Source organism: Providencia rustigianii (genome assembly GCF_900637755.1).
Taxonomy (GTDB): domain Bacteria; phylum Pseudomonadota; class Gammaproteobacteria; order Enterobacterales; family Enterobacteriaceae; genus Providencia; species Providencia rustigianii.
Genome location: NZ_LR134396.1, coordinates 1,977,042 through 1,999,645, shown reverse-complemented (window position 1 = coordinate 1,999,645; position 22,604 = coordinate 1,977,042). Strand labels below are relative to the sequence as shown.

At 40.1% G+C, this 22,604-nt stretch carries 26 protein-coding genes; 12 read left to right on the top strand and 14 right to left on the bottom strand.

Annotated features, from left to right (window positions below; all coding sequences use genetic code 11):
• The first annotated feature begins 123 nt into the window (after positions 1–123).
• The 3 genes from EL244_RS09275 (at position 124) to bioD (ending at position 3,171) form a co-directional block, all read left to right on the top strand.
• The gene (locus EL244_RS09275; protein WP_126460455.1) at positions 124–1,038 is read left to right on the top strand and encodes a LysR family transcriptional regulator; all 915 of its coding nucleotides are present in this window, start codon (positions 124–126) and stop codon (positions 1,036–1,038) included.
• A 101-nt stretch (positions 1,039–1,139) separates the two neighbouring features.
• A complete protein-coding gene (locus EL244_RS09270; protein WP_126460453.1) occupies positions 1,140–2,351 on the top strand; it encodes an ROK family protein in 1,212 nt (403 codons plus the stop codon).
• 142 nt (positions 2,352–2,493) lie between these two features.
• Positions 2,494–3,171, top strand: coding sequence for a dethiobiotin synthase (bioD, locus tag EL244_RS09265; RefSeq protein WP_006812954.1), 678 nt, complete (start codon positions 2,494–2,496; stop codon positions 3,169–3,171).
• 75 nt (positions 3,172–3,246) lie between these two features.
• Here bioD and EL244_RS09260 read toward each other — a convergent pair whose 3' ends face one another.
• From EL244_RS09260 to ydfG, 3 genes are all read right to left on the bottom strand, one after another.
• Positions 3,247–3,483, bottom strand: coding sequence for a DUF1161 domain-containing protein (locus EL244_RS09260; RefSeq protein ID WP_039854040.1), 237 nt, complete (start codon positions 3,481–3,483; stop codon positions 3,247–3,249).
• Positions 3,484–3,534: 51 nt separating this feature from the next.
• Complete coding sequence (locus EL244_RS09255; RefSeq protein WP_419179617.1) at positions 3,535–3,840, bottom strand: DUF1283 family protein; 306 nt, start codon at positions 3,838–3,840, stop codon at positions 3,535–3,537.
• Positions 3,841–3,993: 153 nt separating this feature from the next.
• Positions 3,994–4,740, bottom strand: coding sequence for a bifunctional NADP-dependent 3-hydroxy acid dehydrogenase/3-hydroxypropionate dehydrogenase YdfG (ydfG, locus tag EL244_RS09250; protein WP_126460451.1), 747 nt, complete (start codon positions 4,738–4,740; stop codon positions 3,994–3,996).
• Positions 4,741–4,905: 165 nt separating this feature from the next.
• On the opposite strand from ydfG, the gene EL244_RS09245 reads away from it, so the two are divergent.
• Positions 4,906–5,856, top strand: a complete 951-nt coding sequence (locus EL244_RS09245) for an SGNH/GDSL hydrolase family protein (RefSeq protein ID WP_126460449.1) — start codon at positions 4,906–4,908, stop codon at positions 5,854–5,856.
• A gap of 75 nt (positions 5,857–5,931) precedes the next feature.
• Here EL244_RS09245 and EL244_RS09240 read toward each other — a convergent pair whose 3' ends face one another.
• From EL244_RS09240 to EL244_RS09230, 3 genes are all read right to left on the bottom strand, one after another.
• Positions 5,932–6,579: a DUF4139 domain-containing protein gene (locus tag EL244_RS09240; RefSeq protein WP_336426523.1), complete on the bottom strand. Its 648-nt coding sequence runs from the start codon at positions 6,577–6,579 to the stop codon at positions 5,932–5,934.
• Between the two features lie 82 nt (positions 6,580–6,661).
• A protein-coding gene (locus tag EL244_RS09235) for an IS3 family transposase (RefSeq protein ID WP_457810181.1) occupies positions 6,662–8,175 on the bottom strand; the annotation gives its coding sequence in 2 pieces (ribosomal slippage) (positions 6,662–7,740 and positions 7,740–8,175; 1,515 coding nt in all).
• 45 nt (positions 8,176–8,220) lie between these two features.
• The gene (locus EL244_RS09230) at positions 8,221–9,174 is read right to left on the bottom strand and encodes a mucoidy inhibitor MuiA family protein (protein WP_126460445.1); all 954 of its coding nucleotides are present in this window, start codon (positions 9,172–9,174) and stop codon (positions 8,221–8,223) included.
• Positions 9,175–9,293: 119 nt separating this feature from the next.
• Here EL244_RS09230 and EL244_RS09225 point away from each other — a divergent pair, with 119 nt between their 5' ends.
• Complete coding sequence (locus EL244_RS09225; RefSeq protein ID WP_126460443.1) at positions 9,294–9,503, top strand: hypothetical protein; 210 nt, start codon at positions 9,294–9,296, stop codon at positions 9,501–9,503.
• Between the two features lie 389 nt (positions 9,504–9,892).
• Complete coding sequence (locus tag EL244_RS09220) at positions 9,893–10,183, top strand: VF530 family protein (protein WP_126460440.1); 291 nt, start codon at positions 9,893–9,895, stop codon at positions 10,181–10,183.
• A gap of 39 nt (positions 10,184–10,222) precedes the next feature.
• Here the strand turns inward: EL244_RS09220 and EL244_RS09215 are convergent, their stop codons facing one another.
• Together EL244_RS09215 and EL244_RS09210 are read right to left on the bottom strand one after the other, a co-directional pair.
• On the bottom strand, positions 10,223–10,705 hold the full coding sequence (locus tag EL244_RS09215) for a 2-thiouracil desulfurase family protein (RefSeq protein WP_126460438.1): 483 nt from the start codon (positions 10,703–10,705) through the stop codon (positions 10,223–10,225).
• Between the two features lie 4 nt (positions 10,706–10,709).
• A complete protein-coding gene (locus tag EL244_RS09210) occupies positions 10,710–11,252 on the bottom strand; it encodes an AAA family ATPase (protein WP_126460435.1) in 543 nt (180 codons plus the stop codon).
• A 213-nt stretch (positions 11,253–11,465) separates the two neighbouring features.
• On the opposite strand from EL244_RS09210, the gene EL244_RS09205 reads away from it, so the two are divergent.
• The 4 genes from EL244_RS09205 to EL244_RS09190 all read left to right on the top strand — a co-directional run bounded on the left by EL244_RS09205 (position 11,466) and on the right by EL244_RS09190 (position 14,987).
• Positions 11,466–11,888 (top strand): GNAT family N-acetyltransferase, encoded by a 423-nt coding sequence (locus tag EL244_RS09205; RefSeq protein ID WP_126460432.1) that lies wholly within the window; start codon positions 11,466–11,468, stop codon positions 11,886–11,888.
• Complete coding sequence (locus tag EL244_RS09200; protein WP_126460430.1) at positions 11,885–12,307, top strand: MerR family transcriptional regulator; 423 nt, start codon at positions 11,885–11,887, stop codon at positions 12,305–12,307. The genes EL244_RS09205 and EL244_RS09200 overlap by 4 nt, the downstream gene beginning before the upstream one ends.
• A gap of 91 nt (positions 12,308–12,398) precedes the next feature.
• Positions 12,399–13,577, top strand: coding sequence for an MFS transporter (locus EL244_RS09195; RefSeq protein WP_126460427.1), 1,179 nt, complete (start codon positions 12,399–12,401; stop codon positions 13,575–13,577).
• Positions 13,578–13,892: 315 nt separating this feature from the next.
• A complete protein-coding gene (locus tag EL244_RS09190) occupies positions 13,893–14,987 on the top strand; it encodes a porin (RefSeq protein ID WP_126460424.1) in 1,095 nt (364 codons plus the stop codon).
• 56 nt (positions 14,988–15,043) lie between these two features.
• Here the strand turns inward: EL244_RS09190 and gss are convergent, their stop codons facing one another.
• Both gss and EL244_RS09180 read right to left on the bottom strand, forming a co-directional pair.
• The gene (gene gss / locus EL244_RS09185) at positions 15,044–16,936 is read right to left on the bottom strand and encodes a bifunctional glutathionylspermidine amidase/synthase (RefSeq protein ID WP_126460421.1); all 1,893 of its coding nucleotides are present in this window, start codon (positions 16,934–16,936) and stop codon (positions 15,044–15,046) included.
• Positions 16,937–17,100: 164 nt separating this feature from the next.
• Positions 17,101–17,364, bottom strand: coding sequence for a YjbD family protein (locus tag EL244_RS09180; protein WP_006812968.1), 264 nt, complete (start codon positions 17,362–17,364; stop codon positions 17,101–17,103).
• Between the two features lie 144 nt (positions 17,365–17,508).
• Here EL244_RS09180 and mnmH point away from each other — a divergent pair, with 144 nt between their 5' ends.
• Positions 17,509–18,606 carry a tRNA 2-selenouridine(34) synthase MnmH gene (gene mnmH / locus EL244_RS09175; protein ID WP_126460418.1) on the top strand — a complete coding sequence of 366 codons (1,098 nt, stop codon included), beginning with the start codon at positions 17,509–17,511 and terminating at the stop codon, positions 18,604–18,606.
• Between the two features lie 53 nt (positions 18,607–18,659).
• Here mnmH and EL244_RS09170 read toward each other — a convergent pair whose 3' ends face one another.
• The 4 genes from EL244_RS09170 to EL244_RS09155 all read right to left on the bottom strand — a co-directional run bounded on the left by EL244_RS09170 (position 18,660) and on the right by EL244_RS09155 (position 22,029).
• Positions 18,660–19,307, bottom strand: coding sequence for a LysE family transporter (locus EL244_RS09170; protein ID WP_006812970.1), 648 nt, complete (start codon positions 19,305–19,307; stop codon positions 18,660–18,662).
• A gap of 86 nt (positions 19,308–19,393) precedes the next feature.
• Positions 19,394–19,861, bottom strand: a complete 468-nt coding sequence (locus EL244_RS09165) for a YaiI/YqxD family protein (RefSeq protein ID WP_039854381.1) — start codon at positions 19,859–19,861, stop codon at positions 19,394–19,396.
• 114 nt (positions 19,862–19,975) lie between these two features.
• Entirely contained in the window at positions 19,976–21,001 is a 1,026-nt protein-coding gene (locus tag EL244_RS09160; protein ID WP_126460415.1) for a threonine aldolase family protein, read from the bottom strand.
• A 149-nt stretch (positions 21,002–21,150) separates the two neighbouring features.
• The gene (locus EL244_RS09155; protein WP_126460413.1) at positions 21,151–22,029 is read right to left on the bottom strand and encodes an EamA family transporter; all 879 of its coding nucleotides are present in this window, start codon (positions 22,027–22,029) and stop codon (positions 21,151–21,153) included.
• Between the two features lie 84 nt (positions 22,030–22,113).
• Between EL244_RS09155 and EL244_RS09150 the strand changes: the two genes are divergently transcribed.
• A complete protein-coding gene (locus tag EL244_RS09150) occupies positions 22,114–22,599 on the top strand; it encodes a MarR family winged helix-turn-helix transcriptional regulator (RefSeq protein WP_126460410.1) in 486 nt (161 codons plus the stop codon).
• Positions 22,600–22,604: the final 5 nt, after the last annotated feature.

Below are 22,604 nucleotides of genomic sequence, written 5' to 3'. Positions count from 1 at the left end.
ACGGTTCCATAGGTATTCCTTGATGGTGCAACTCATTTGATTTCGATCAAAGAATAGAAAGTTTCAACTTTTTTGTCTAATATATTAATTATACATAATAATATTTTTAAAGTATCAATCACCATGAATATTGAACTACGCCATTTACGCTATTTTATTGCGGTCGCAGAAGAACTACATTTTGGGCGAGCAGCCGAACGCCTGCATATATCTCAGCCTCCATTAAGTCAACAAATTCAGATGCTTGAAGAGAAAATCAATGCGAAATTACTGGAACGAAATAATCGGAATGTTGCACTAACCCCGGCTGGGGCTATGTTCTTAAAAGAAGCCTATCAAATCTTGGGGCAAGTCGATGCCGCAGCGACCAAAGCCGCTCGAATGGAAAAGGGCGAACTTGGTGAACTTTCTATTGGTTTTACATCGACGACACCCTTTATGCACAAGGTCACGATGAGCTTACGTCAATACCGTGAAGCTTATCCCGACGTATCAATTCACATGCACCAGATGAACACTAAACAGCAAATTCCTCCGCTAGTAACTGGGCGAATTGATATTGGCATCATGCGTAATACAATATTACCTGAGCAACTTGATTATCAGTTACTGTTTAAAGAGCCTTTTATGGTGGCAGTTTATGAAGGTCACCCATTGTTAGCTTATGAAGATACTGGCGTTAGTATTCAGCAACTCGCAGCTTATCCTCTGGTCTTCTTTGAGCGGGAGGTGGGCACGGCATTATATGATGAAATAAATCATTTGCTGGCTTCTGAGGGCGTTGTACCCACGATTTCTCAAGAAGCTGGTGAGGCAATGACTATTTTAGGATTAGTTTCTGCTGGGATGGGGATATCAATTATCACTGAGTCTTTCACTCGAATGAAAATTGATGGTGTGAGGTACCTCAAGTTAGCGAACAGTAAGGCCACATCAGAAGTTTGGTTAGTTTACAATACAAGACGCACCCAGCCAGCTGCAGCGAAGAAACTAACGGAATTGTTATTACACAATATTGTCGGTCAATCGAATCAATAGATTAACGAGATATATATCACATTTTGTATGTAAATGAAGTCATGAATTTCAGCGCATAGGGCATAATCACGGGTAGCGTTATAACGAATTCTGAGCTAAAAATGACAAATCAAACGGGCCACATTGATCAAATTAAACAATTGAATACAGGAATTGTGTACCGAGTTATTGCTCAGCATGGTCCAATTTCTCGTATTGCATTGTCTAAGCAATCTCAACTCGCGCCCGCAAGTATTACTAAAATCACCCGTGAATTAATGGATGCACACCTCATTCAAGAGCGTGAGTTTCCAGTATTGGGTTTGAGAGGGCGTCCGGCCATCGGTCTAGTGACAGAAAGTGAAGGCTGGCAATTTCTTGCAATCCGAATTGAAAACAATCAACTGACACTTTCACTCAAAGAAATTAGCTCGAAGACTCTTGCAGTAAATAGTTATTCTTTTGACGTGAAAGGAAATCAACAATTTTGCCTGCAATTATCTGCGATAATGAATCTGTTTTTTGAACAAAATAAGGATTGCTTGGAGCGAGTTACCGCAATTAGCATTCTACTCGATGGTATTCTAGATTCATCTTCAGGTGTCATTTATAGATTACCAAATTATGATTTAGATGCATTGCCGATTAGCAATTATTTGACAGAACAAACTGGATTACCCGTTTACTTGAATCCCTCAGTAAACGCATTAGCGCTTATGGATAATTTAAGTTATTCAACCCAGCGAAGAAGCAAAAATATTATTTATTTGCAGCTACATGATGTAGTAAATATTGCCGTACTCAATCAGGAAAAATCTTTAGATTCCAGTACCCGACATCCTATTTTATTTGGTCATATTCCTGTAGAGATCTTACAGGGACTTGATTGTTATTGTGGTGGAAAAGGGTGTTTAGAAACATTGGTATCCGTTTCATCCATATTAAAACAAGCGAGAATATTGCTTGCAGATTATCCGGCGTCGATATTAAACCAAAAAGAAATAAATATTGAAGCTATTTGTCAGGGAGCAAATATTGCAGATTCATTATGCTTAAAAATACTGGATTCTGTTGCTCTGCAATTAGCACACCCGTTAGCAATGATGATAAATATACTCGGCACTCAACTTATTCTTATCAATTCCCCATTAAATAGTTCAGATGAATATTGGTATACCCAATTGCATCATTATATCAATTTATATGTAAATCCCTTGTATCGTTCAAAATTACTTATTGAAAAGTCAACATTTTCTATTAAAGAAAGTGAAACTGCGGTTATTCATCACTCATTATATGATGGTTCGTTGTTACTAAAATTATTACAAGGTTAGTACAATTCGATAAAGTTCTTATTATCTTACACAAAATTGAGCTAACGCAAACTTCTTATTTTCCCATTCCCATAAACTGAATTCATGTCATTTTTACAGCATTTTGCTGCCACACAGTCTGTCACTTCAGGATAGAAAAAACATGATGAATCTATTTATTACCGGGACAGATACAGATGTCGGGAAGACGGTATCGACACTAGCAATATTACAAGCACTAAATAATCAAGGAATTAAGGCTGTAGGATATAAACCTATTGCAGATCAATGCATCGATACGCCCGAAGGGAAGCGTAATAAAGATGCTTTATTCATTCATAGCGTATCGAAAGATCTGGTTTCTTATGATGATGTGAACCCAGTTAGGCTTGATGATAACTATAGCCATGAAAATAAAATTGATTTCAATAAAATAAAATCAGGATTAGACCGTCTTCATGAGCAATGTGATACGGTGGTTATTGAAGGTAATGGGGGATGGCGTTATCTGCTTGATGATAATACTTTCTATGCAGATTGGCTGAAAGGGCAATCTGTCGGTGTTATTTTAGTAGTAGGAATTCAGCATGGCTGTGTTAACCATGCACTATTAACCGCTGAAGCAATAAGAAATGACGGGTTGCCGTTAATTGGCTGGGTCGCAAACAGAATTAACCCTGGCTTAGCTCATTACGCTCAAATCATCAAACGTATGCAGCAGCACATCAAAGCACCATTGCTTGGTGAAATCCCATATTTATTACGTCCTGAAGAAAAAGAGCTAGGGCATTATTTAGATGGGGAAAAACTGCAAGAATTCGTTGGCGTTCCTGCTCTATAACTTATCTACGTAATCAAAATAAAAGGGCACTTGAATGAGTGCCCTTTTTTGTGGAAAAAATTAATACTAGAAGATTTACTGATGACGAGTATAAATGATTTTATAAGTATCATTCTGGCAGTGTCCAACAACTTGCCCTTTAGCAGGGTCAACTTCATCATTGGGAACCGCAACTAAACTAAAACCATCTTTGGGTACGCCATTATTTATGATTTTTTGCCTAATTTCCTCAATGACGCTTTCACATGAAGCGTGAGCAAAAGCAGGGGCTAAAAGCGCTAAAAATAAGGGTATTACAATTTTGGTTTTCATCATTTATCCTACTTTAATACGTTTATGCCACATCAAAACCATGACAACAAATTACGGATTTGCGATTGGACGACCACTATTTACATCAAGACAACGTTGAGTATTGGGCTCCCAATAGGCATTCAGATTTAAACTTTTCTCACATTTATCTTTTGCATCAAATGCGGCATCGATTTTATCGAATTCTTTTTCTGTACGACTATTCACTTTAGAACGTAGCATTTTAGTTTCATCCCACTGTTCTTTTTCTTGGCGAGCTTGTTCCTTATTAAGAGGATCATTACCGCTACCGACAGAGACACAGGTGCTGCCAGCTGTACAAGAGGTATTAGCGGCTTGCGCGGCACTCATTCCCATTAGTGGAAGGCAAAAGCAAATCGCGGTAAGGCTCTTTTTAATAAACTGCATTGACGTGCTCATGTAAGTTCCTTCTGTGATCAAGCTAAGTGTATTAACGGAGTATAGCTAAAAATCAAGGGGTTCGTCTTTATAGAATAGTACGAAAAATTATCATTGTTTATGAACGGTTAATCCTGCGAATGTTTGACATACCGGCATCAACTCTAATGTATTCACATTCATGTGGGCTGGGAGTGTTGCAACCCAAAAAACGGTTTCAGCAATATCGTCTGGTGTTAACGCCTCAGCACCTTTATACGTATTGGTGACTTTATCATCATCCCCTTTAAAGCGCACATTGGAAAACTCGGTCCCCCCAACTAAACCCGGTTCGATATCAGTAACTCGAATTTTTTTACCGTATAAGTCTGCACGTAATCCTAAAGAAAACTGTTTTACAAATGCTTTAGTCGCACCATAAACATTACCGCCTTTATATGGCCAAGAAGCTGCAGTCGATCCAATATTAATAATGTGCCCGTGGTTTTTCTCGACCATATCCTGTAATACTTCGTAAGTCATGTTCACCAACCCTTTTGTATTCGTGTTGATCATCACTTCCCAGTCATCCGGATTGGCATCAAAAGCGGGTTCTAATCCTAAAGCCAATCCCGCGTTATTGACTAATATATCGATATTTTTAAGGTGAGAAGGTAGGTTAGAAATTGCGTGATGAATAGCATTTCTATCTTGAATATCAAGGGTTAACGGATAAAATTTATCACCTAATTCTTGATGCAAGGCATTTAATCTTTCTGTTCTGCGCCCTGTACCGATTACGGTGAAATTATGCTGAATAAATTTACGTGCAATTGCCTCACCAAAGCCTGATGTTGCACCGGTTACTAAAATAATCATAGGGGCCTCATGTTGTTATCATTGTTTATTTATTGATTCATTCTAACTCTTTCTTCGGGAGTCTTCCAAGTCCCTTTAACTGGTTAGAATATCATCCTTTTTTTAAAGAAGTAGAGAGGATATATATATAGGATCTTCTGCAATATTTAAAATAAGGTAAATGATATGAAGTTATATATAGATAGCATAAATAGCAGCCACTGCAATGATAATAGATATCTGTTATTAAAAAAATGCATAGAAAAAAATAGAGTGAGTAATATAAAATTAGATAATATAACTTCAATAAAAAATACAAATGAGAAATTAAATAACTTTGATAAACTGATTGTTCTAGGTGATAGCCTTTCAGATTCAGGAAATATTTTTAAAAGATTCAAAAGGATTTTCCCCTCAGCAATTCAATATTATAAAGGCCGATTCACCAATGGATTCACCTGGGTTGACCACTTAAGCAAACCCAATTTACTCTTTAATAAATGTGTGAATTTATCTTATGGTGGTGCTGTCGCAGGGAACTATAAGCTTAAAGAGGGATTTGCCTGCCATTTTTTGTCAAGTATTAAAAAACAGTTAAAAAAGGTAAAAACAACGAAAAACGATTTAGCGATAATGATGGCAGGTGCAAATGATTATATGACATACAAGAAAGATGATGTGGATAGGGTGATAAAAGCACAAAAATCCAATATGACTAAATTAATAAAAAAAGGCACTAAAAATATTATTATTGCTGGAATACCTGATATCTCACATACGCCATCAGCTAAAAGCAAAACTAACGAACAACGAGCGAGGTTAACCTCCTTAAGTATGGAGCATAATGAAAAAGTTCGTAGCTTAGTTAATGAGATGAGTTCTAAAAATAAAGATATTAAAATTCACTTTTTCGATACCAACAAAATCTTTGAATCAGTTATTGAAGAAGCCAAAGAATTACCCGGATATGTAATCGATAAGAGCTATTACAGCGGAAGTTATGTCGAATTAAATAAAATAGATGAAATGGTCTCTGATCATAAGCATATATTTAATGATAGAGTTCACCCATCAGAAGAGGTCCATGCCATTCTTGCTTATGAGTTTGAAAATTTCATAAAGGAAAAATTTTTATAATTTGTAATAGCATAGCCATGGATGGCTTGAAAGTTAAAAAGCAAGGTACTAAAAGCACCTTGCATGATACTGAATTTATAATCCGTTTACTTGCTTATTCTTAGGGTATTTCAATGTATAACTTAGGGGTAGTTCAACACTTTCTTGCGGTTTCAACGTTAGGTTCCATTCGACTTTCCCCTCTTTATCATCCAATTTACCTTCGTTATAATCAACATTTAGGACTTTAATATCCGCGTCTTGACTGATAGGTAACTGGTCATATACCGACAATTTAATTTCATTATTACGCGTATTCTTTACTTTTATCAGGAAACTTTCTTTTTGTTCAACAGTAGAACCCATGAAGGTTGGTTTTTTACGCATAGAGGCATTATTAATTCGAGAGATTTGAATATTTTCATCCACACCAAATGGAATATCTAAAGTGTCAGTAAGTTGTCCTGAATTCACATAATAGTCACCTACGTAGCTATTCATAAAGTAGATATTAGCAGGACCATTTAATAAATTTAGTGTATCCCAATCATCAATTTGAGCCTCTAAATAGACTTCTTCAGTTAATTTCGGGGTTGCTGTATAGCGATATTTTGCAGCGATATCTGCTTGTTTGATTGTAATCGTTTTAGATTGCAAACTCGATGAGAGGCTATATGGCAAATCAATGTTATAGCTTAAATTCACGCCGTTAGTATCAGTAGACACATAATTAGCAATACCCACGCTGCTTTTTTTCCGTTCTAATTCTGAAAATTCAGCAGCTGGAGCACGGTAAGTGTCAAGGTAGTTGTCACCCTTTGTTAATTTAGGCAGCCTGTTTTTCCCGCTCAGGATTCAGGGTGACGGTCTCTTTTCTTTGCCAGTTCCGGGTATCTCCGGACCACCGTTCGGGATGGGTAGCTTTTGCTGTTTTGTACACTGCATCACGTTGTTTCAGCAGGGTAATATCCTCACCGGTATGCCGCTGCGACGGCGTGACATAGCCGATGCCGCTGTGCAGATGCCTGTCGTTGTACCACCGGGTAATTTTTCCCACCCATTTCCTTGCTTCCGTCAGGGTTTTAAAGCCCTGTGATGGCCACTGCGGCACGTATTTCAGGGTCCGGAACACGGATTCCGCATAGGCATTGTCATTGCTCACACGCGGTCTGCTGTGGGATGGCGTGATGTTCAGCTCATGCAGTTTCATCTGTAAGGTCTGTGATTTCATCGCCGCCCCGTTATCCGCGTGCAGTACCAATGGCTGACGCCAGCACCCCTCACGCAGGACTGTGCGCTGCATCAGCGCCGCCGCCTGTTCGCCGCTTTCGGTCTCATACACTTCGTAGCCGGTGATTTTCCGGCTGTAGATATCGAGTATCATGTAGAGATAAAACCAGCGTCCGCGCACCACCGACGGCAGCCAGGTGATATCCCATACCCAGACCTGACATGGCCCGGATGCGGTAAAGGTGGTCGGTACCGGTACTTTTTTCGGGCGCTGCTGACGCCCCCGGTGATGAAGTTCTCCGTGGCGGCGCAACACCCGGTAAAAGGTGGATTCACCCGCCAGATATATCCCTTTATCCGCCAGTTTCGGGACAATTTGGGACGGCGGCAGACTCGCGTATTCAGGTTGATGGCAGACAGTCAGTATCTGTTTTTCTTCTTCCGGACTCAGCTTGTTCACCGGCACCGGACGCACTGCGCCCGGTCTGCCGTCCGACGGGGATATCTGCCAGCGCCGCCAGGTCCGCAGACTCAGCTGAACTTCCCGGCAGGCAACAGCCAGCCGTGCGCCGGAGCTCACCGCCTCATTAATCCACCGGATAAACAGGGTGCGTTCGGATGCCGGAGTCAGTCGTCCCCGCCGGTTTCCCCGTAATAATCGCTGAGCTTTTTTCGCAGCACCAGGATTGCCGCCGCCTCCGCCAGGGCTTTTTCCTTGCGGACCAGCTCACGCTTTAACTGTTTGTTTTCCTTCTGGCTTTGCTTCAGTGCGGCTTTATCTCCGGGAGAGGATACCTGAAGAAAACCCTGTTTCCACTGCACCAGCTGCTCCGGATAGAGTCCTTTTTTGCGGCAGTATTCCGCCACTTCCGCTTCGCTGAGTGTGGCGGTTTCCACGATGGCGGCAAAGCGGGCTTCCGCCGGCCACTGTTCACTGTTTTTGTCTGCACCGGGCACGGGTTTTCCTTCTGATTTAGCCTGATTACGCCAGTTATACAGCGTAGCTTCGGATATTCCTTCCGTTTGTGCAACTGCGGAAACGGTCATGTTGTACGGCGGTAATAATTTAGCCAGTATGGCGGCTTTTCGTTCAGGTGAAATACGTTTCATGTGTCACTCCGCGCCCTCAGGTTTATTTTTCAGAGGGGGTGACAACTATCCTGACACTGAGGGAGCAGGAGCGGCTCTATCCATCATCATGTTGCTGCTGGCAGCATACCTTTGATTATCATCATAAATAGATAGCAACCAAGGAGCTAAAAGTGGCGGCGTAATATTACGCGTTGGATTTGCAGAGGATAGGGTTAGTTTCACGTTATCCCAATCGATTCCCGTATTTTGGATCACTTCCGCCTTATATGTCACTTTAACGGGCATATCAATACTTTTTGCTCGAATGTCATAACTTGGAGACCAGCCAGCATCTGGAGTCACATACGAAATTTGCATTTTGCTCGTAAGGTTTTTAGGCGTATCCACATTCATGACTATCTGAGTTTGTTCACCAAGATTACTCGGCAAAATGCTTTCAAACTTAGTTTGTAGCAATGTTAATTGTTCTGTTAGCTCAACAATATTCTGCTGGTAGGATAGGTTTTCAGCCATAATGGCAGACATCTGTTTGCGAATAAACTCAAGTTTAGAGGCAGATTGTTCAAGTGATAAGCTTGTGGTTTCACCAAAAAAACGTTGGTCCTTTAATAACGCCAACTGATCTTCACCAACTTTGATCTGAATATTCAGCTCTGCAATCTGTTTTTCTATCACTTCAATTTGCTTTTTTAGTTCGCTCGCTTCCTTAGAATATACTGGCGCAACTGGAACAGTTTGCACATCAATCGAACGAATCAAGACATCGTCATTATCGAGACTAATCGACAAGCTTTTTTTATCTAAATTATCCGCCACATTGGTGAAAATGATCGAGCTTTGGCCTTGTGGTAAATTTACCATTGCGCTATTGGTTAACTCGGCTCCCCGTAAAAACAAGGTTGCTTGGTTTAATTTTAGTGGATAAAGCAGGGGATTTACCGCATCAGCGAATACTTGCCATGATGCCAACGCCGAAACTAAAAAAATCCCTTTGGTTAATTTATTCGTGACAAACATACTGATACCCCTAGCCAGAAAAGTGTTTTTGCATCTTATTTGATTTAGTCATAAACGGATAACAGATAAAACCGAAAATATGGCTATTTTTGAGATAAGGATGATGTGAGCAAAACAGAGTGAAATGGTATATTTTACGACCATTCATTCGTATTGGCATTTATCAAGGCAATACAGTTTCAATCAAATTCTACGACCTTTATATGAAAGATGCACCGACAGATGCTGAAAAAGAAGAAATGGCATTAACTCAAAAACAGGTTATTGCGTTACAACAATCAGTTGGTGCTAAGCTAGACCGATTAAACATGCAATTTAATTCTAAATAATTGTTTGTGATGTTTGTGATGTTTGTGATGTTTGTGGTGTGCCTGTTTTATGCAGAAGGCGGAATGCCATTTTTTTACGTAAATAGTAATCAGTTCTACGATAAAATAGTGAAAATTCATCAACACGATTAACCAGCCAGAATGCTGGATTTCTTCATCTCACACTTTAGTTCGCATAATGCATATTATGTTAAATGATATTCATGGTTATATCTGCCTTTGTTAGTTATGCTGTTTAACGTCATTCCCTACTATCTAGCCGTTATTCTTGTATAGATGAAATGCTCTCGCAAAATCTAGAGGCTGTGAGTATTGATTGCCACTAACCTTCATTTCTTGTAATCTTCGCAGGCTTTAAAAACATAAGATAATGACACAGGATAATAATAATGAGCGAGCATACTTCCAAAGACCCATTACATGGAATCACACTTGAAATGCAAGTGACTGCATTGGTCAATCGATATGGCTGGCCAAAATTAGGTCGTATCATCAAAATCAATTGCTTCACCAAAGATCCAAGTATCAAATCGAGCTTAAAGTTTCTTCGCAGAACACCATGGGCACGAGCTGAAGTTGAAGCTCTCTATCTTGATATGTTAGAAGATAGTTCAATTGATGAAACTGATTTATCCCCTACTTCTCCATGGGGAAATCACCATAATAAAAACGAAAGCTAACAGTACGTGATTTCAAGATAGAGATATTATGGGCGAAGACTATTTAACCCATTCGACTAACTCATCAACCTGTGAGTGAGAAAACACAGAAATCCCTGATTGGGATAATAATGTTGTTGCGACCCCCATACCTGGAACTGTCTTGCCATTAAATGTTCCATCATAAATATGATTAACGCCACAAGTGGGACTCCCATCGGTTAAAAGTGCAGCAACACAACCTTCCTCTTCAGCCCGTTGCAAAGCAAGCCATGCTGCCAACTGATAATGTGAAGTCACATCATTTCCCGTACTTTCAAGCATCTTAGCGTTACCTTGCATCACCTCATAACCAGTCGCTGAAATAATTTCTACAGGTAAGCGTGGAGTTGGTAGCCCAGCGGCCAACTCAGGACAAAATATCACTAAGCGCCGCTCTTCCTGCCAACGTAATAAAACCGTTTGTAAATGTGCTTTTGCTGTTCCGTTGTAGCGAACGTTATGTCCCATTAGGCAAGCACTAACGAGAATCTTTTTCTTCATTCTATTAGCTCATGTTCGAAAGAATAAAATTAACTCGCTCATCAACAGACAAACAAGGTATCTCAATCAATTTATAATTGTATTGCTCATATATAGAAACCATCGCATGGTAAGTCATCACTGAATCTTCAAAGGTCTGTTTTCTTTCCACATCCTGAACATAGATTTCTTTCCATGGCGGTGCTATAAATACTGTTTTTTGATATTCAAATATGCGAATTGCTCGGTCTAAATGCTTGGGTACTGCTATTTCACATAATTGTAAATAGCCTGCAATATCAGGCAATCCACGATCAAAAAAGCTTAACCCATTATTATTGTTCGCTAAATGCCATGAGCGAATTTCCCAGCATAGCATCATTTCAGCAAACGCTTGTTTATCTTGCCATGGCAATGCACTGCCTCCAATACGTACCTGATCCTGAATAATTGCCCTACCAGACTCAGGTAAACAGTCATATTTTTGGGCAATCAATCCCTCAATGATTGCACTTTTGCCAGCCCCTGGACCGCCTGTAATAATGACTCGTTGTTGGATATCTGACACTTAATTTCCTCAATATTTTGTTATCTTGGTTGCTGTAATAAATGACCTTTCCCACGCCCTTTCTCAACAAAGTTTACTGGCAGATTAGTTAAGCATTGAAACTTTAAATAAGTCATCAATCAAACATTTATTTCAAGATACTTACCCAATAAAATGTTATTACTGTATTCAGTCATTTTTAAAATGTAACTAATGGAGAATAAAAAGAAATTTATGTTGATTCGTCTTGCAGCTACAAATGATATTGCACCATTAATCCATATTGATAGCTATGCCAAATTTGATAATACTCGTGAACAACAAATTGAAAGTTGGGTTAAAAATGGGAGTTGCTATATTGCTGAAAAAAAGGGTGAGGTGTTAGGATATGGCGTATTACATTATCATTTCTTTGGTTGTGGTTTTATCGAGATGATCATGGTTGATGAACAGTTTCGTCACCAAGGTATTGGCTTAGCATTATTGGGTGCCCTCAAGGTAAACTGCCATCATTCTAAGTTGTTTACCTCTACCAATCAATCCAATCTGTTGATGCAAAAATTGCTCTTGAGGTCAGGTTTTATCCTGAGTGGGCAAATTCATAATCTTGATAAGAATGACCCTGAACTCATTTTTTATACTGGTAAAACTTTATGAAAACTCTATCCATTACTCGAGTCTCTGAGCTTACGGGACTGACAACTGCAACGATCCGTTTTTATGAAAGTAAGGGATTAATTGCTCCGATTGGTCGAAAAGGACTCACTCGAATTTATGCCCAAGAAGTTCTCACTCAACTCTCATTAATTATTTTGGCAAAACAAGCACAATTTTCATTAGATGACATAGTCGAAATGTTAAATAATTTCCCAGAAAAAGGCATCGAACGCCCTGTCCTTCGAGTTAAAATAGATGAAATCGAACAGAAAATTCAAGAACTACAAAAACTAAAAGAAGGGTTACTCCATGTAGAGCAATGTTCAGCTGAAAACCATTTACAGTGCCCTAAATTTCAGAAAATTTTGTCGATTAGTTTAAAAAAGAATATTACAAAACTACTCAAAAATCCCTCTTGACTTAAAGTTAACTTGAAGTTGTATCATCCGGCATATTAAATCCAATTCCATGAGATAAATTATTTATCTCAATGAACAATAAGGAATTTTTATGCCACGTTCCGTTCTTTGGCTAGCTGCGGCTTTAGCTTTATTTACGACAGGAAATTCTCTTGTACTGTCTGTTGCTGTTTTAGTTGGCTCCCAACTTACAGATGACCCAGCCTATGCCACGCTTCCCCTATTAACTCAATATGTTGGATTAATTGCAGCATCAGTACCTATCGCTCATTTTATGATGCGGTTTGGTCGGCGTGCTGGGTTTATTCTCGGTGATATTGGTGGATTCGCCGGTGCCCTGTTAGCCATAGCAGGAATTTATACACAAAATTTATTTATTTTTTCTATTGGAACATTTTTCACAGGTACCGCAATCGGCATCGCTAAGCAATATCGATTTGCAGCATTAGAAGAAGCCCCATCCGCCCTAAGAGCCAAAGCTATTGGTCTGGTAATGAGTGGAGGAATTGTTGCAGTTTTAATTGGCCCATCACTAGCGATCTCAACACGAACAATCGTCTCTAATTATCCATTTATTGGTACATTTGGTGCTTTATCCATTATTTATATTCTTGCATTTATTCTGTTGTTATTCTTACCATTACAACCCAACCCAATTAAAACAACCAGCATAACACCTTCAATAAATCGCACGTATCGACAGCTTTATTCTCAGCCACTATTAAGGTTGATTGCCGTTGTGAGTGCGGTCGGCTATGCCTTAGTTGTCTACATGGTCGGGACATTCTCATTAGCGATGAAAGCTCAGGGATTTGATTTTGCTGCCATTGCATTTGTGTTCCAGTGCCACATATTAGGCATGTTTGCCCCTTCATTTTTTACAGGGCAACTTATCAGCCGTTTTGGCGTAAAAACCTTCGTTTGGATGGGCGCAATTTGCTTAGTTATTGCCAATATTGTTGGGTTAACAGGAACTAGCTACGCACATTTTCTCATCACGATGACATTAGTTGGATTGGCTTGGAACTTTATTTTAATTACTACAACCCATTTATTGCCTCAGACTTATCAAGAAAATGAAAAAGCAAAAATTCAAGGTGCGACAGATTTTCTAATTTTCAGTTTTGGTGCCATTGGAAGCTTAATTGCAGGATTCGCATTCTATTTGATGGGATGGCATTCAGTAAATATATTTGGATTAGTCGTGGGTGCTAGCGTGATTATTGTTATGATATGGCTGCGTAATAGCTTAAGTACACAGCATTCCTGATAATGGATTAACTCAATTAAATGGCAGTAATTATTTTTCACCTATTTATTACGGCCATTTAACGTTCTAATTTTCACACTACGATTCCTTTAACACAATGATCCCCTCGACCCATTCTTCTCCTATTCGCAAAACATGGTCTTCTAGATATTTATTGCGAGTAATCGGCGTTAATTCAGCGCAATCAACTTATTGAATAGTTCTCATTCAATTATAAATTGCTAAAGTTAGTCACTTTCATTGATAATATCTGCGCTTTATTTCCTATGCATACACAAAATCAACTGACTTACTCGTGATTTAAAGGGTTTTTATATGAAATACAATAAATTAACAGTGCTTGTTACAACACTTATGGTCGCAGGGACAGCTAATGCGGTAGAGGTATATAACCAAAATGGCAATAAATTTGATGTTTATGGCCAAATTGATGTGCGCCACTATATTGCTGACTCAAAAAGTGGTGAAGATGGCGATGACTCACGTGTTCGCCTAGGCTTTCGTGGTGACACGCAAATTACTGATCAATTAATTGGTTATGGTCGTTTTGAGTGGGAAACACCAACAAATAAATCTGAAAGTGATAACGAAAACCAAAATCGTTTTGCGTATGCAGGGTTAAAATTCGGTGATTACGGCTCTCTGGATTATGGTCGTAACTATGGTGTGATTTACGATACTAACGCATGGACTGACGTACTACCGTTATGGGGTGCAGACACCATGGACCAAGAAGATAACTTCATGACGGGTCGTAACCGCAACTTACTGACTTACCGTAATAATAATGCATTTGGTTACGTTGATGGCTTAAGTTTTGCTTTGCAATACCAAGGCAAAAATGGCGATGAAAACCTCTCCTCTAGTGATGATGCGTTGACGAATAACGGCGATGGCTACGGTTTCTCTACAGCCTATGAATTAGGTTACGGCGTCACTTTAGGTGGTGGCTACACTAACTCAAATCGCACCCCAGCTCAAAAGAATCAATCTACAGGCGCAACCGGTAAACGAGCTGAGGCTTGGAACGTTGGCGGAAAGTTTGAGTGGGAATCACTATATTTAGCAGCAATGTATGGTCAAGCATTGAATACCACTCGTTTTGGTGGCGATGATGAAGAATCTGTCGCGAACAAATCAGAAAACCTAGAAGTTGTAGCATTATATGAACTGGATTTTGGTTTGACCCCTTCAATTGGTTATAACCAATCTAAAGGCAAAAATCTGGGCGAATTCGGCAATAAATATTTAGTGAAATACCTTGCTGTTGGTGCGGCATATGAGTTTAACAACAATATGTCAGCAGTCATCGATTACAAAATTAACCTACTGAATAAAAACGAATTTACGCGCGAATATAATATCAATACCGATAACGTATTGGGTCTAGGATTAGTTTACCAATTCTAATCATGGGTAAATAGAATAGGCGCTACCGTACAATTTTATCGATAGCGCCTATTTCTCTATTTAGATTGTTTTAAAAAATCGTCATCATCGAGTACCCATAGCGGCTCGATATCGCTATCTTTTTTAATGACCAGAGATGGATCTGAACGTAGACAAACGCCCCCATAATGTCCCCCGATCGTGAAAGTACAGACTTGAATATAACGACCTGAAACCTTAGGTAAGCACCACAGCTGCTGATAAACATTTTCTTGATAATTAAATTGCCCATCCGTTTCATCTAAAACTTCATCTAGATGGTCGACTAAGCCAATATTATCTCCACAGCGCCCTGCTATTGGCTTAACGGCGTAACCTGTTTGGCGTAACTCATCATTGATTTCAAAATCAGTGTTCAATAAATACGGATGATGAGGAAACAATGACCAAAGGATAGGTAAAATAGCTTTATTTCCAGGTATCACCGTCCATAAAGGTTCAAACACACGAATTTCGGGACGTAATAATACATCAATTAACCGAACATCATTATGGTGAGGATGCCCTGTGCAGATAGGTAAAGCAGAAAAGGTAATGTCGCTTTCACTTTCTTGGCGCAATTGCTCAAGTACGGTTTCCCATGCCCATGTTTTCCACACGCATTCTAATACACGCCCTTCACCATCAACCACTTGCCCCGTTTCATTCCACTCTAATTCGTCTAAACCATGAATAATTTTATACTCAAATCCAGCGGCTTTAATGGCTTGAGCCATAAATAAGGCATGGTAGTCTTCCTCACCATCATTATCTTGCATGATGTGAATAAACGGTTTTGCCGAAGTATGCTTCCAAGTATCCGTCAATATCTCGTTAAGACGTTCCCCTGGATTCCAACCCGTTTTTAATCCGCCAACCTGTGCCCATTTTTCGATAATTAACCCAGTCTCAGTATGGCAAGATGCAGAGTCTGCATTATATTCATAGACTTTCAGACCCCGTTCATCCATACAGAAATCAACCCTTCCTGTGACCATATCATGACGACGGTTTTGCCATGACAAACGTAAACGTGGCCATAAAATTTCAGGAATATTAAATAACTTCAATAAATTATCGTCTTTTAGTACTTTTTCTGTCGCGTGAAGATACATTAAGTGGACTTCATTGGTCGCTTGCATCAACTTATTTTCAGCGGTGCTAGAGATAGTAAAGTACTCATGGGGATCTGCATTCAGCCTATGTCCACGCTTATCTTTGACATAAGCATGCTCAATTGGGTTAGATTCATCTAACCATCCATAGTTAAAATTGATTTGGCTATCTAATTTAGAACCATGCAGCTGCATGAGCTGCGGATTGACATCTGGCTCAATATAGGCGAATTGATCATTTTCTGTCTGAACCATCCATCCGAGAATAGTGGTATCCGTGAAAGTATCGATTACGGTATAAATACCATTATCAAATTGCAAGGGAAGTTCGCGGGTCCACTGTTGCCCCACGGGAAGTTTATGATGTAAGACATTTTGCTCAACAACACGGATTTTATCGTCAAAAACATGTGTAATAACCGCCACGTGACCCGTTTTTTGAAATTCCCCCCCTTCAGCCCAAATTAATAGACTTCCAGCAACTGGCTTAACTTGACTGCCATTTTTAAATGCCCGTAGAGGTAAAATGTCATCATCAACCACATGACGTAAAAATCTCAGAGAAAAAATCTCGTATGCCATTCCAACATCAGTAAATACAACACCATAATTGAGATACAGAAAGCGGCGCGCAAACTCAACACACTGCCACTTATATCCCATATATTCGTTACCAATATAGCTACGAAAGGATATGTCATCATGCTTATCAATATCTTCTATGGAACTGTAATCTGATGAGTAAATAGCGACCCCGCCTGGGGCATAGCCAAGTAAAGTACCAAAAGGTTCATGTTGCGAAGTAATGTTACTCATATTACAGCTCCACTGATATTAATTAAATTGCAATTATAAGACTGCTAATAATCAGTATACGCTCGTAATATTGAAAAAACCTCGGTTTTTCATAGACAAAAAAAAGCACCTAAGTCATAGGTGCTTTATGGTGTTGAATTGGTAAATTCAAAAGGCTACGTATTTTAACGGTGTCCCCGAGTATGGTTGTTTGATGACCAACTGAAAGTAGAGCTAGTGTCCACCACTCGATCTTTTTTCTTTTGAACTCGTAATTTTTTAGCTTCTTTTTCAACTTCAGCGGATATTTCGGTAATGATTTGCTTTTTAACTTTGTTCTCTTCGCTATTACTTAATTCACGTCCAAGACTTTTACGCTCTTGCGCTAACCGCTGCCTCACTCGCATTCGTTGAGACTCGGTCATTTCTTGTAGTGTTAGAATTTTCATATCATTACTCCCTACGCAGGTTGAAGTCCTGTATTAATATAGCACGCTGATATTTTTTAGTCCTGCACTAGGTGCCATCAATACTGTTTAGGAGTATAGTAGCCAATATCGAAATTAGAATTGATATGAATCACTTTATTTATTATGGAATTAGCATCATCCCCTCAAAATATTCGCCAACTCTTAATCTCTGACACGCCTATTATTGATGTCCGTGCTCCTATTGAATTTCAGCAAGGCTCTATGCCGTCAGCGTTGAATTTACCATTAATGAATGATGACGAACGTACCGCGGTCGGGATCTGCTATAAGCAGAAAGGCTCCGATAAAGCAGTAGCTTTAGGTCATCAATTGGTGTATGGGGAATTACGTGAAAATCGAATAGCTGCATGGAAAGCCGCATGTCAGCAATCCCCTGAAGGGTACATCTGCTGTGCTCGTGGAGGAATGCGCTCTCATATTGTCCAACAATGGTTAAAAGATTGCGGTATCGAATACCCTTTAATTAGCGGTGGATACAAGACATTACGCCAAGCAGCAATTGATGCCATTAACGAATTATCCCAGCGCCCCGTCATTCTTATTGGTGGCTGCACTGGCAATGGAAAAACGTTATTAGTACAAAATTTAGATGATGGTATTGATCTAGAAGGAATCGCACATCATCGTGGTTCCTCTTTTGGACGTACACTTGAAGCCCAATTTTCACAAGCCACCTTTGAAAATTATCTCGCTGTATCCATGCTAAAAAAAGCCCCTAACCATAACCGTTGGATACTTGAGGACGAAGGTCGCGCTATTGGCATCAATAGCCTACCAGAGCCTATGCGAGCAGCAATGGAAGCCGCCAATATCGCCGTCGTCGAAGATCCATTTGAATTACGTATGCAAAGGCTAAAAGAAGAGTATTTCAACCGAATGACTCATGATTTTATTGCAGCCTATGGGGAAGAAAAAGGTTGGGATGCCTATAGTGAATATCTGCATCATGGGTTACATGCCATTCGTAAACGTTTAGGTTCTCAGCGTGCCATAGAGCTAACAGCATTACTCGATAATGCATTGATTGAGCAACGAAAAACAGGTCATACGGAAGTTCATTTTTCATGGTTAAGCCCGCTACTCCATGAATATTATGACCCAATGTACCGTTATCAATTGAGTAAAAAGCAGCAACGTATCGTCTTCAAGGGGACGTTTGAAGAAGTGACTGAATGGGTTAAGTCAACCGCAAATAGGTAAATACTCCATTATAAAAGGTGACAGCGTCACCTTTTTCCTACCAAATAACAAAATCACTTTCTAAGTGCTAGCTCACTCACACCTTGGTAAATCAATTTAGAGGCTAATCCACCTAAGAGCAAACCGACCGCCTTCCCTACGACTTTATGGATCCGAGAATATGTCCGCCTAACGGAAGAAAGTGAAAAAGTTTGGCATAAAATAATCCGCCAAATTAGTGACGCCAACACAATTCCTAGCCAAATAACAATTTTAGTCCATAGCGGTGTCGAGGTAGAAATGGTGGTAGAAAAAATACTGACAAAAAACAGAACCGTTTGCGGATTGGATAAATCCGTGATTAATCCGCGACGAAAGTAAATTCCAGTAGGAAAAATTTCCGTTGCATTTTCAGTGGCTAAATTAAGTTGAGTTCTATTCCGAAAAATACTCACTGCATAATAAAGTAGATACAAGCCGCCTAAAATCTTAATCACTGAAAAGAGAGACTCAAACTGGGTCATCAATGTCACCAATCCAAATAGCCCTAGCCCTGAATAAATAGCATCTCCCAGCACAACACCATATCCACATGTCAGCCCTGCTTTTTTCCCTGAGCTGAGAGTGGTTTGAACGACAGTAAATAAGTTAGCGCCAGGATTGAAAAAAGTGAGTACAAATAAAAACAGCGTAATGATAATGCTATGTAGAGGATCCATCATTGTCTCTCTAATCAGTCGATGATGTTTCCATTATAGACATTGAAAATGCTAAATTCCTGAATCTGTGTTCGTATTCAAATAAAAAATTAACCTTGCTGAGAAAGTGTTTTTCTACGCTGTAGTAACCACTTATCTAGCTCATTAGCAAACTGCTGACGATCCCGTTGGTTCATACTTGCAGGCCCCCCCGTTTGTACGCCACTTGCGCGCATGGTATCCATAAAATCACGGATAGTTAGGCGTTCACGGATTGTCGCTTCACTGTACCGCTCTCCGCGAGGATTCAAGGCAACCGCCCCCTTTTCCATAACTTCTGCTGCTAATGGAATATCCGCAGTAATAATCAAATCGCCAGCTTGAGCACGTAAAACAATTTCATTATCAGCAACATCAAACCCTGCTGGAACCTGTAAAGTTTTCAAAAAAATAGACGGTGGAACGGAAAGACGTTGGTTAGCGACAAAAGTAATTTGCACTTTATCCCTATCCGCGGCTCGATATAAAATTTCTTTAATCACTTTCGGACAAGCATCCGCATCAACCCAAATCACCATCATTTTCTTTTAAACCTATTAAATTATTACTTTAGCATATCATAACATGTTATCAGTGACTTAGGAGGTACAAACCTGAGTAAGCCCAAGGATTTGAGCTTACCGACAATACAATTAGCGCAGAGAATTGAACATGTTGATAAATGCATCGACATCTTGCTGAGTTGTCGACCATGAGGTGCACAAGCGTATGCAGGTTTTACCCGCTTCAGGGGCCGGCATGCTGCTTAACACATAATGAGCTAACAATTTAGTTGCAAGTTCATCAGGCAGGATCACAAACACTTGGTTTGATTCAACGGGTGCGAGGAACTCAAAGCCTTGCTGAGTAAAGAAATCGGCTAAGTTATTCGCCATTTCATTAAGATGTTTACCCAGTTTAAAATAGAGGTCATCCGCAAATAACGCTTTAAACTGTGCCGCAAGTAACCATCCTTTTGCTTGCAATCCGCCCTTTTGCTTGATGCTAAAACGAAAATCTGATTTTAAGCTTGGGTTTAAAATAACTAAAACTTCCCCCGTTAATGCTCCAATTTTTGTTCCACCAATATAAAAAATATCGGTTAACTTCGCGACATCCTCAATAATTAAATCACTGGCATGGGACATCAAGCCAGAGGCTAAACGAGCGCCATCCATAAATAACAACAATCCATGCTGATCACAGACTTTTCGCAGTTCCACTAACTCTTCTTTACGGTAAACAGTGCCAATCTCAGTCGAGTTACTGATATACACCAATTTAGGTTGAACACAATGTTCATCGGTATGAGCGGCTAAAACCTGTTCAATCAATGCTGGAGTTAACTTACCTGACTCAGATTTAACCGTAAAAACCTTGTGTCCAGTGGCTTCAATTGCCCCTGTTTCATGCACTGCAATATGTCCTGAATCCACAGCAATTGCGGCTTGATGGGGTCTTAATACATGAGAAATCGCTGTTAAATTGGTGATCGTACCACCATTAAAAAAATGAATATCTGCATCCGGGCGCCCAATACGTTGTTTCAGTTGCTCAGCAACGCTGGCACATAACTCATCTGTGCCATACCCTTGAAAGCGCTTACCCGCTAAGCGATTTAACTCATCCATTACTGCTGGGTGCGCAATTTCATTATAATCATTGATAAAACTGTACATGGGGGCGACCTACCGTTAGCTAGTTGACTGTGTTCGAGATTCGAAATAAGCCAATAGTTATATTCGTATAGTATTCAATGTTCAATGATATTTTTTAGCAGATCGCACTTACTGATTATCGCGTCGCCATAAAATGTCGGGTTTTCCCTTTAAGCAACTTGCTGGGTGATTTTTAATGCCAACTTGCGTTCCGTTCTTTGGCTTACCCACACACTGAGCAAAATCACTAACATGCCAATAAACTGTAAAGGGGTTAGCTGTTGCTCCAGCCACATCCATCCCAAAATAACCGCACTCATCGGGCTGAGAAAACCTAATGATGCAACAGAACTGGGCCCGAGTATTGCCAACCCACGAAACCAGAGCGCATAAGTCAGTGCCCCGCCAATCAGTGTTAGATAACTTAATCCCACAAGATTGAGCATACTTAACGAAGGTAAGGTAGGTTCAAAAAATAGCGCAAAAGGCAATAAAACCAAACCTCCCGCAGTTAATTGCCACGATGTAAACGTCAAGGCTGATACGGGCGGCTGCCAGCGGCGACTTAATACCGTCCCTGCGGCCATGGATAACGCACCAAACAATCCTGCAATAATTCCGGTTAGATCTAATCTCGCACTTGGCGTTAGCAATAAGATAGCGACACCAAAGATCCCCGTAAATGCCGCCATAATTGAAATCCTGGATAGCTGGCTGTTAAGTAACCAACGACTCAAAAATAGCACAATCAGTGGCTGAACGGCTCCGACAGTAGCGGCAACCCCGCCAGGCAAGCGGTAAGCCGAAATAAACAATAGCCACCAAAACAGCGAAAAATTAAGAACACCAAGAATAATCACTCTCAACCACCAGATACCTTGGGGTAATTGACGGAGAAAGAGCAACAGTAATAAACCGGCGGGTAATGCACGCAATACCGCTAAGGTCAGCGGCATACCAGCGGGTAACATTTCTGTGGTAATCAAATAGGTACTTCCCCAAATAATGGGGGCTAGTGCTGTTAGAAACAAAACCCAATATCTATTCATTATTAAACTCAGCTTGATTTATCTTGAGGTCAAGATAAATTCAAACAATCTTGACGTCAAGGTAATTTATTGTATGATTCGCCTATGGATAGAATCGATAAAATCACTCAACAATGGGAACGTGAACGCCCAGACCTTGATATTAGTGCCATGGGGCTAATTGGTCGCTTAGGTAACGTTGCTCATCACCTGACCCGAGAAATGGAGAAGGTTTTTACGCAATTTGGTCTGAACCGATCAAGTTTCGACGTACTTGCGACTCTACGTCGTGCGGGGTCTCCTTATACGCTGACCCCCAGTGAGTTGCTGGCAACCTTAATGGTGACTTCAGGCACCATGACCAACCGTATTGATCAACTGGAAAAAGTCGGTTATGTCGCTAGACACACAAATCCTGATGATGGACGTGGCTTTTTGGTGAGTTTAACGCCTGAAGGGTTAGATTTGATAGATCGCGTGGTGACAGCACACACACAAAATCAAGCTCGTCTAGTCGCTGCACTGTCTGAAGAAGAGCAGCAGGCTCTTAACCAGTTACTCCGTGGGTTTTTAACCTCATTAGAATCCTAAGCAAT

Bases quoted from the DNA above. Each gene is read 5' to 3' on its own strand.
- EL244_RS09275 (WP_126460455.1), top strand. From the start codon at position 124: ATGAATATTGAACTACGCCATTTACGCTATTTTATTGCGGTCGCAGAA.
- EL244_RS09270 (WP_126460453.1), top strand. From the start codon at position 1,140: ATGACAAATCAAACGGGCCACATTGATCAAATTAAACAATTGAATACA.
- bioD (WP_006812954.1), top strand. From the start codon at position 2,494: ATGATGAATCTATTTATTACCGGGACAGATACAGATGTCGGGAAGACG.
- EL244_RS09260 (WP_039854040.1), bottom strand. From the start codon at position 3,483: ATGAAAACCAAAATTGTAATACCCTTATTTTTAGCGCTTTTAGCCCCT.
- EL244_RS09255 (WP_419179617.1), bottom strand. From the start codon at position 3,840: ATGGGAATGAGTGCCGCGCAAGCCGCTAATACCTCTTGTACAGCTGGC.
- ydfG (WP_126460451.1), bottom strand. From the start codon at position 4,740: ATGATTATTTTAGTAACCGGTGCAACATCAGGCTTTGGTGAGGCAATT.
- EL244_RS09245 (WP_126460449.1), top strand. From the start codon at position 4,906: ATGAAGTTATATATAGATAGCATAAATAGCAGCCACTGCAATGATAAT.
- EL244_RS09230 (WP_126460445.1), bottom strand. From the start codon at position 9,174: ATGTTTGTCACGAATAAATTAACCAAAGGGATTTTTTTAGTTTCGGCG.
- EL244_RS09220 (WP_126460440.1), top strand. From the start codon at position 9,893: ATGAGCGAGCATACTTCCAAAGACCCATTACATGGAATCACACTTGAA.
- EL244_RS09215 (WP_126460438.1), bottom strand. From the start codon at position 10,705: ATGAAGAAAAAGATTCTCGTTAGTGCTTGCCTAATGGGACATAACGTT.
- EL244_RS09205 (WP_126460432.1), top strand. From the start codon at position 11,466: ATGTTGATTCGTCTTGCAGCTACAAATGATATTGCACCATTAATCCAT.
- EL244_RS09200 (WP_126460430.1), top strand. From the start codon at position 11,885: ATGAAAACTCTATCCATTACTCGAGTCTCTGAGCTTACGGGACTGACA.
- EL244_RS09195 (WP_126460427.1), top strand. From the start codon at position 12,399: ATGCCACGTTCCGTTCTTTGGCTAGCTGCGGCTTTAGCTTTATTTACG.
- EL244_RS09190 (WP_126460424.1), top strand. From the start codon at position 13,893: ATGAAATACAATAAATTAACAGTGCTTGTTACAACACTTATGGTCGCA.
- gss (WP_126460421.1), bottom strand. From the start codon at position 16,936: ATGAGTAACATTACTTCGCAACATGAACCTTTTGGTACTTTACTTGGC.
- EL244_RS09180 (WP_006812968.1), bottom strand. From the start codon at position 17,364: ATGAAAATTCTAACACTACAAGAAATGACCGAGTCTCAACGAATGCGA.
- mnmH (WP_126460418.1), top strand. From the start codon at position 17,509: ATGGAATTAGCATCATCCCCTCAAAATATTCGCCAACTCTTAATCTCT.
- EL244_RS09170 (WP_006812970.1), bottom strand. From the start codon at position 19,307: ATGATGGATCCTCTACATAGCATTATCATTACGCTGTTTTTATTTGTA.
- EL244_RS09165 (WP_039854381.1), bottom strand. From the start codon at position 19,861: ATGGTGATTTGGGTTGATGCGGATGCTTGTCCGAAAGTGATTAAAGAA.
- EL244_RS09160 (WP_126460415.1), bottom strand. From the start codon at position 21,001: ATGTACAGTTTTATCAATGATTATAATGAAATTGCGCACCCAGCAGTA.
- EL244_RS09155 (WP_126460413.1), bottom strand. From the start codon at position 22,029: ATGAATAGATATTGGGTTTTGTTTCTAACAGCACTAGCCCCCATTATT.
- EL244_RS09150 (WP_126460410.1), top strand. From the start codon at position 22,114: ATGGATAGAATCGATAAAATCACTCAACAATGGGAACGTGAACGCCCA.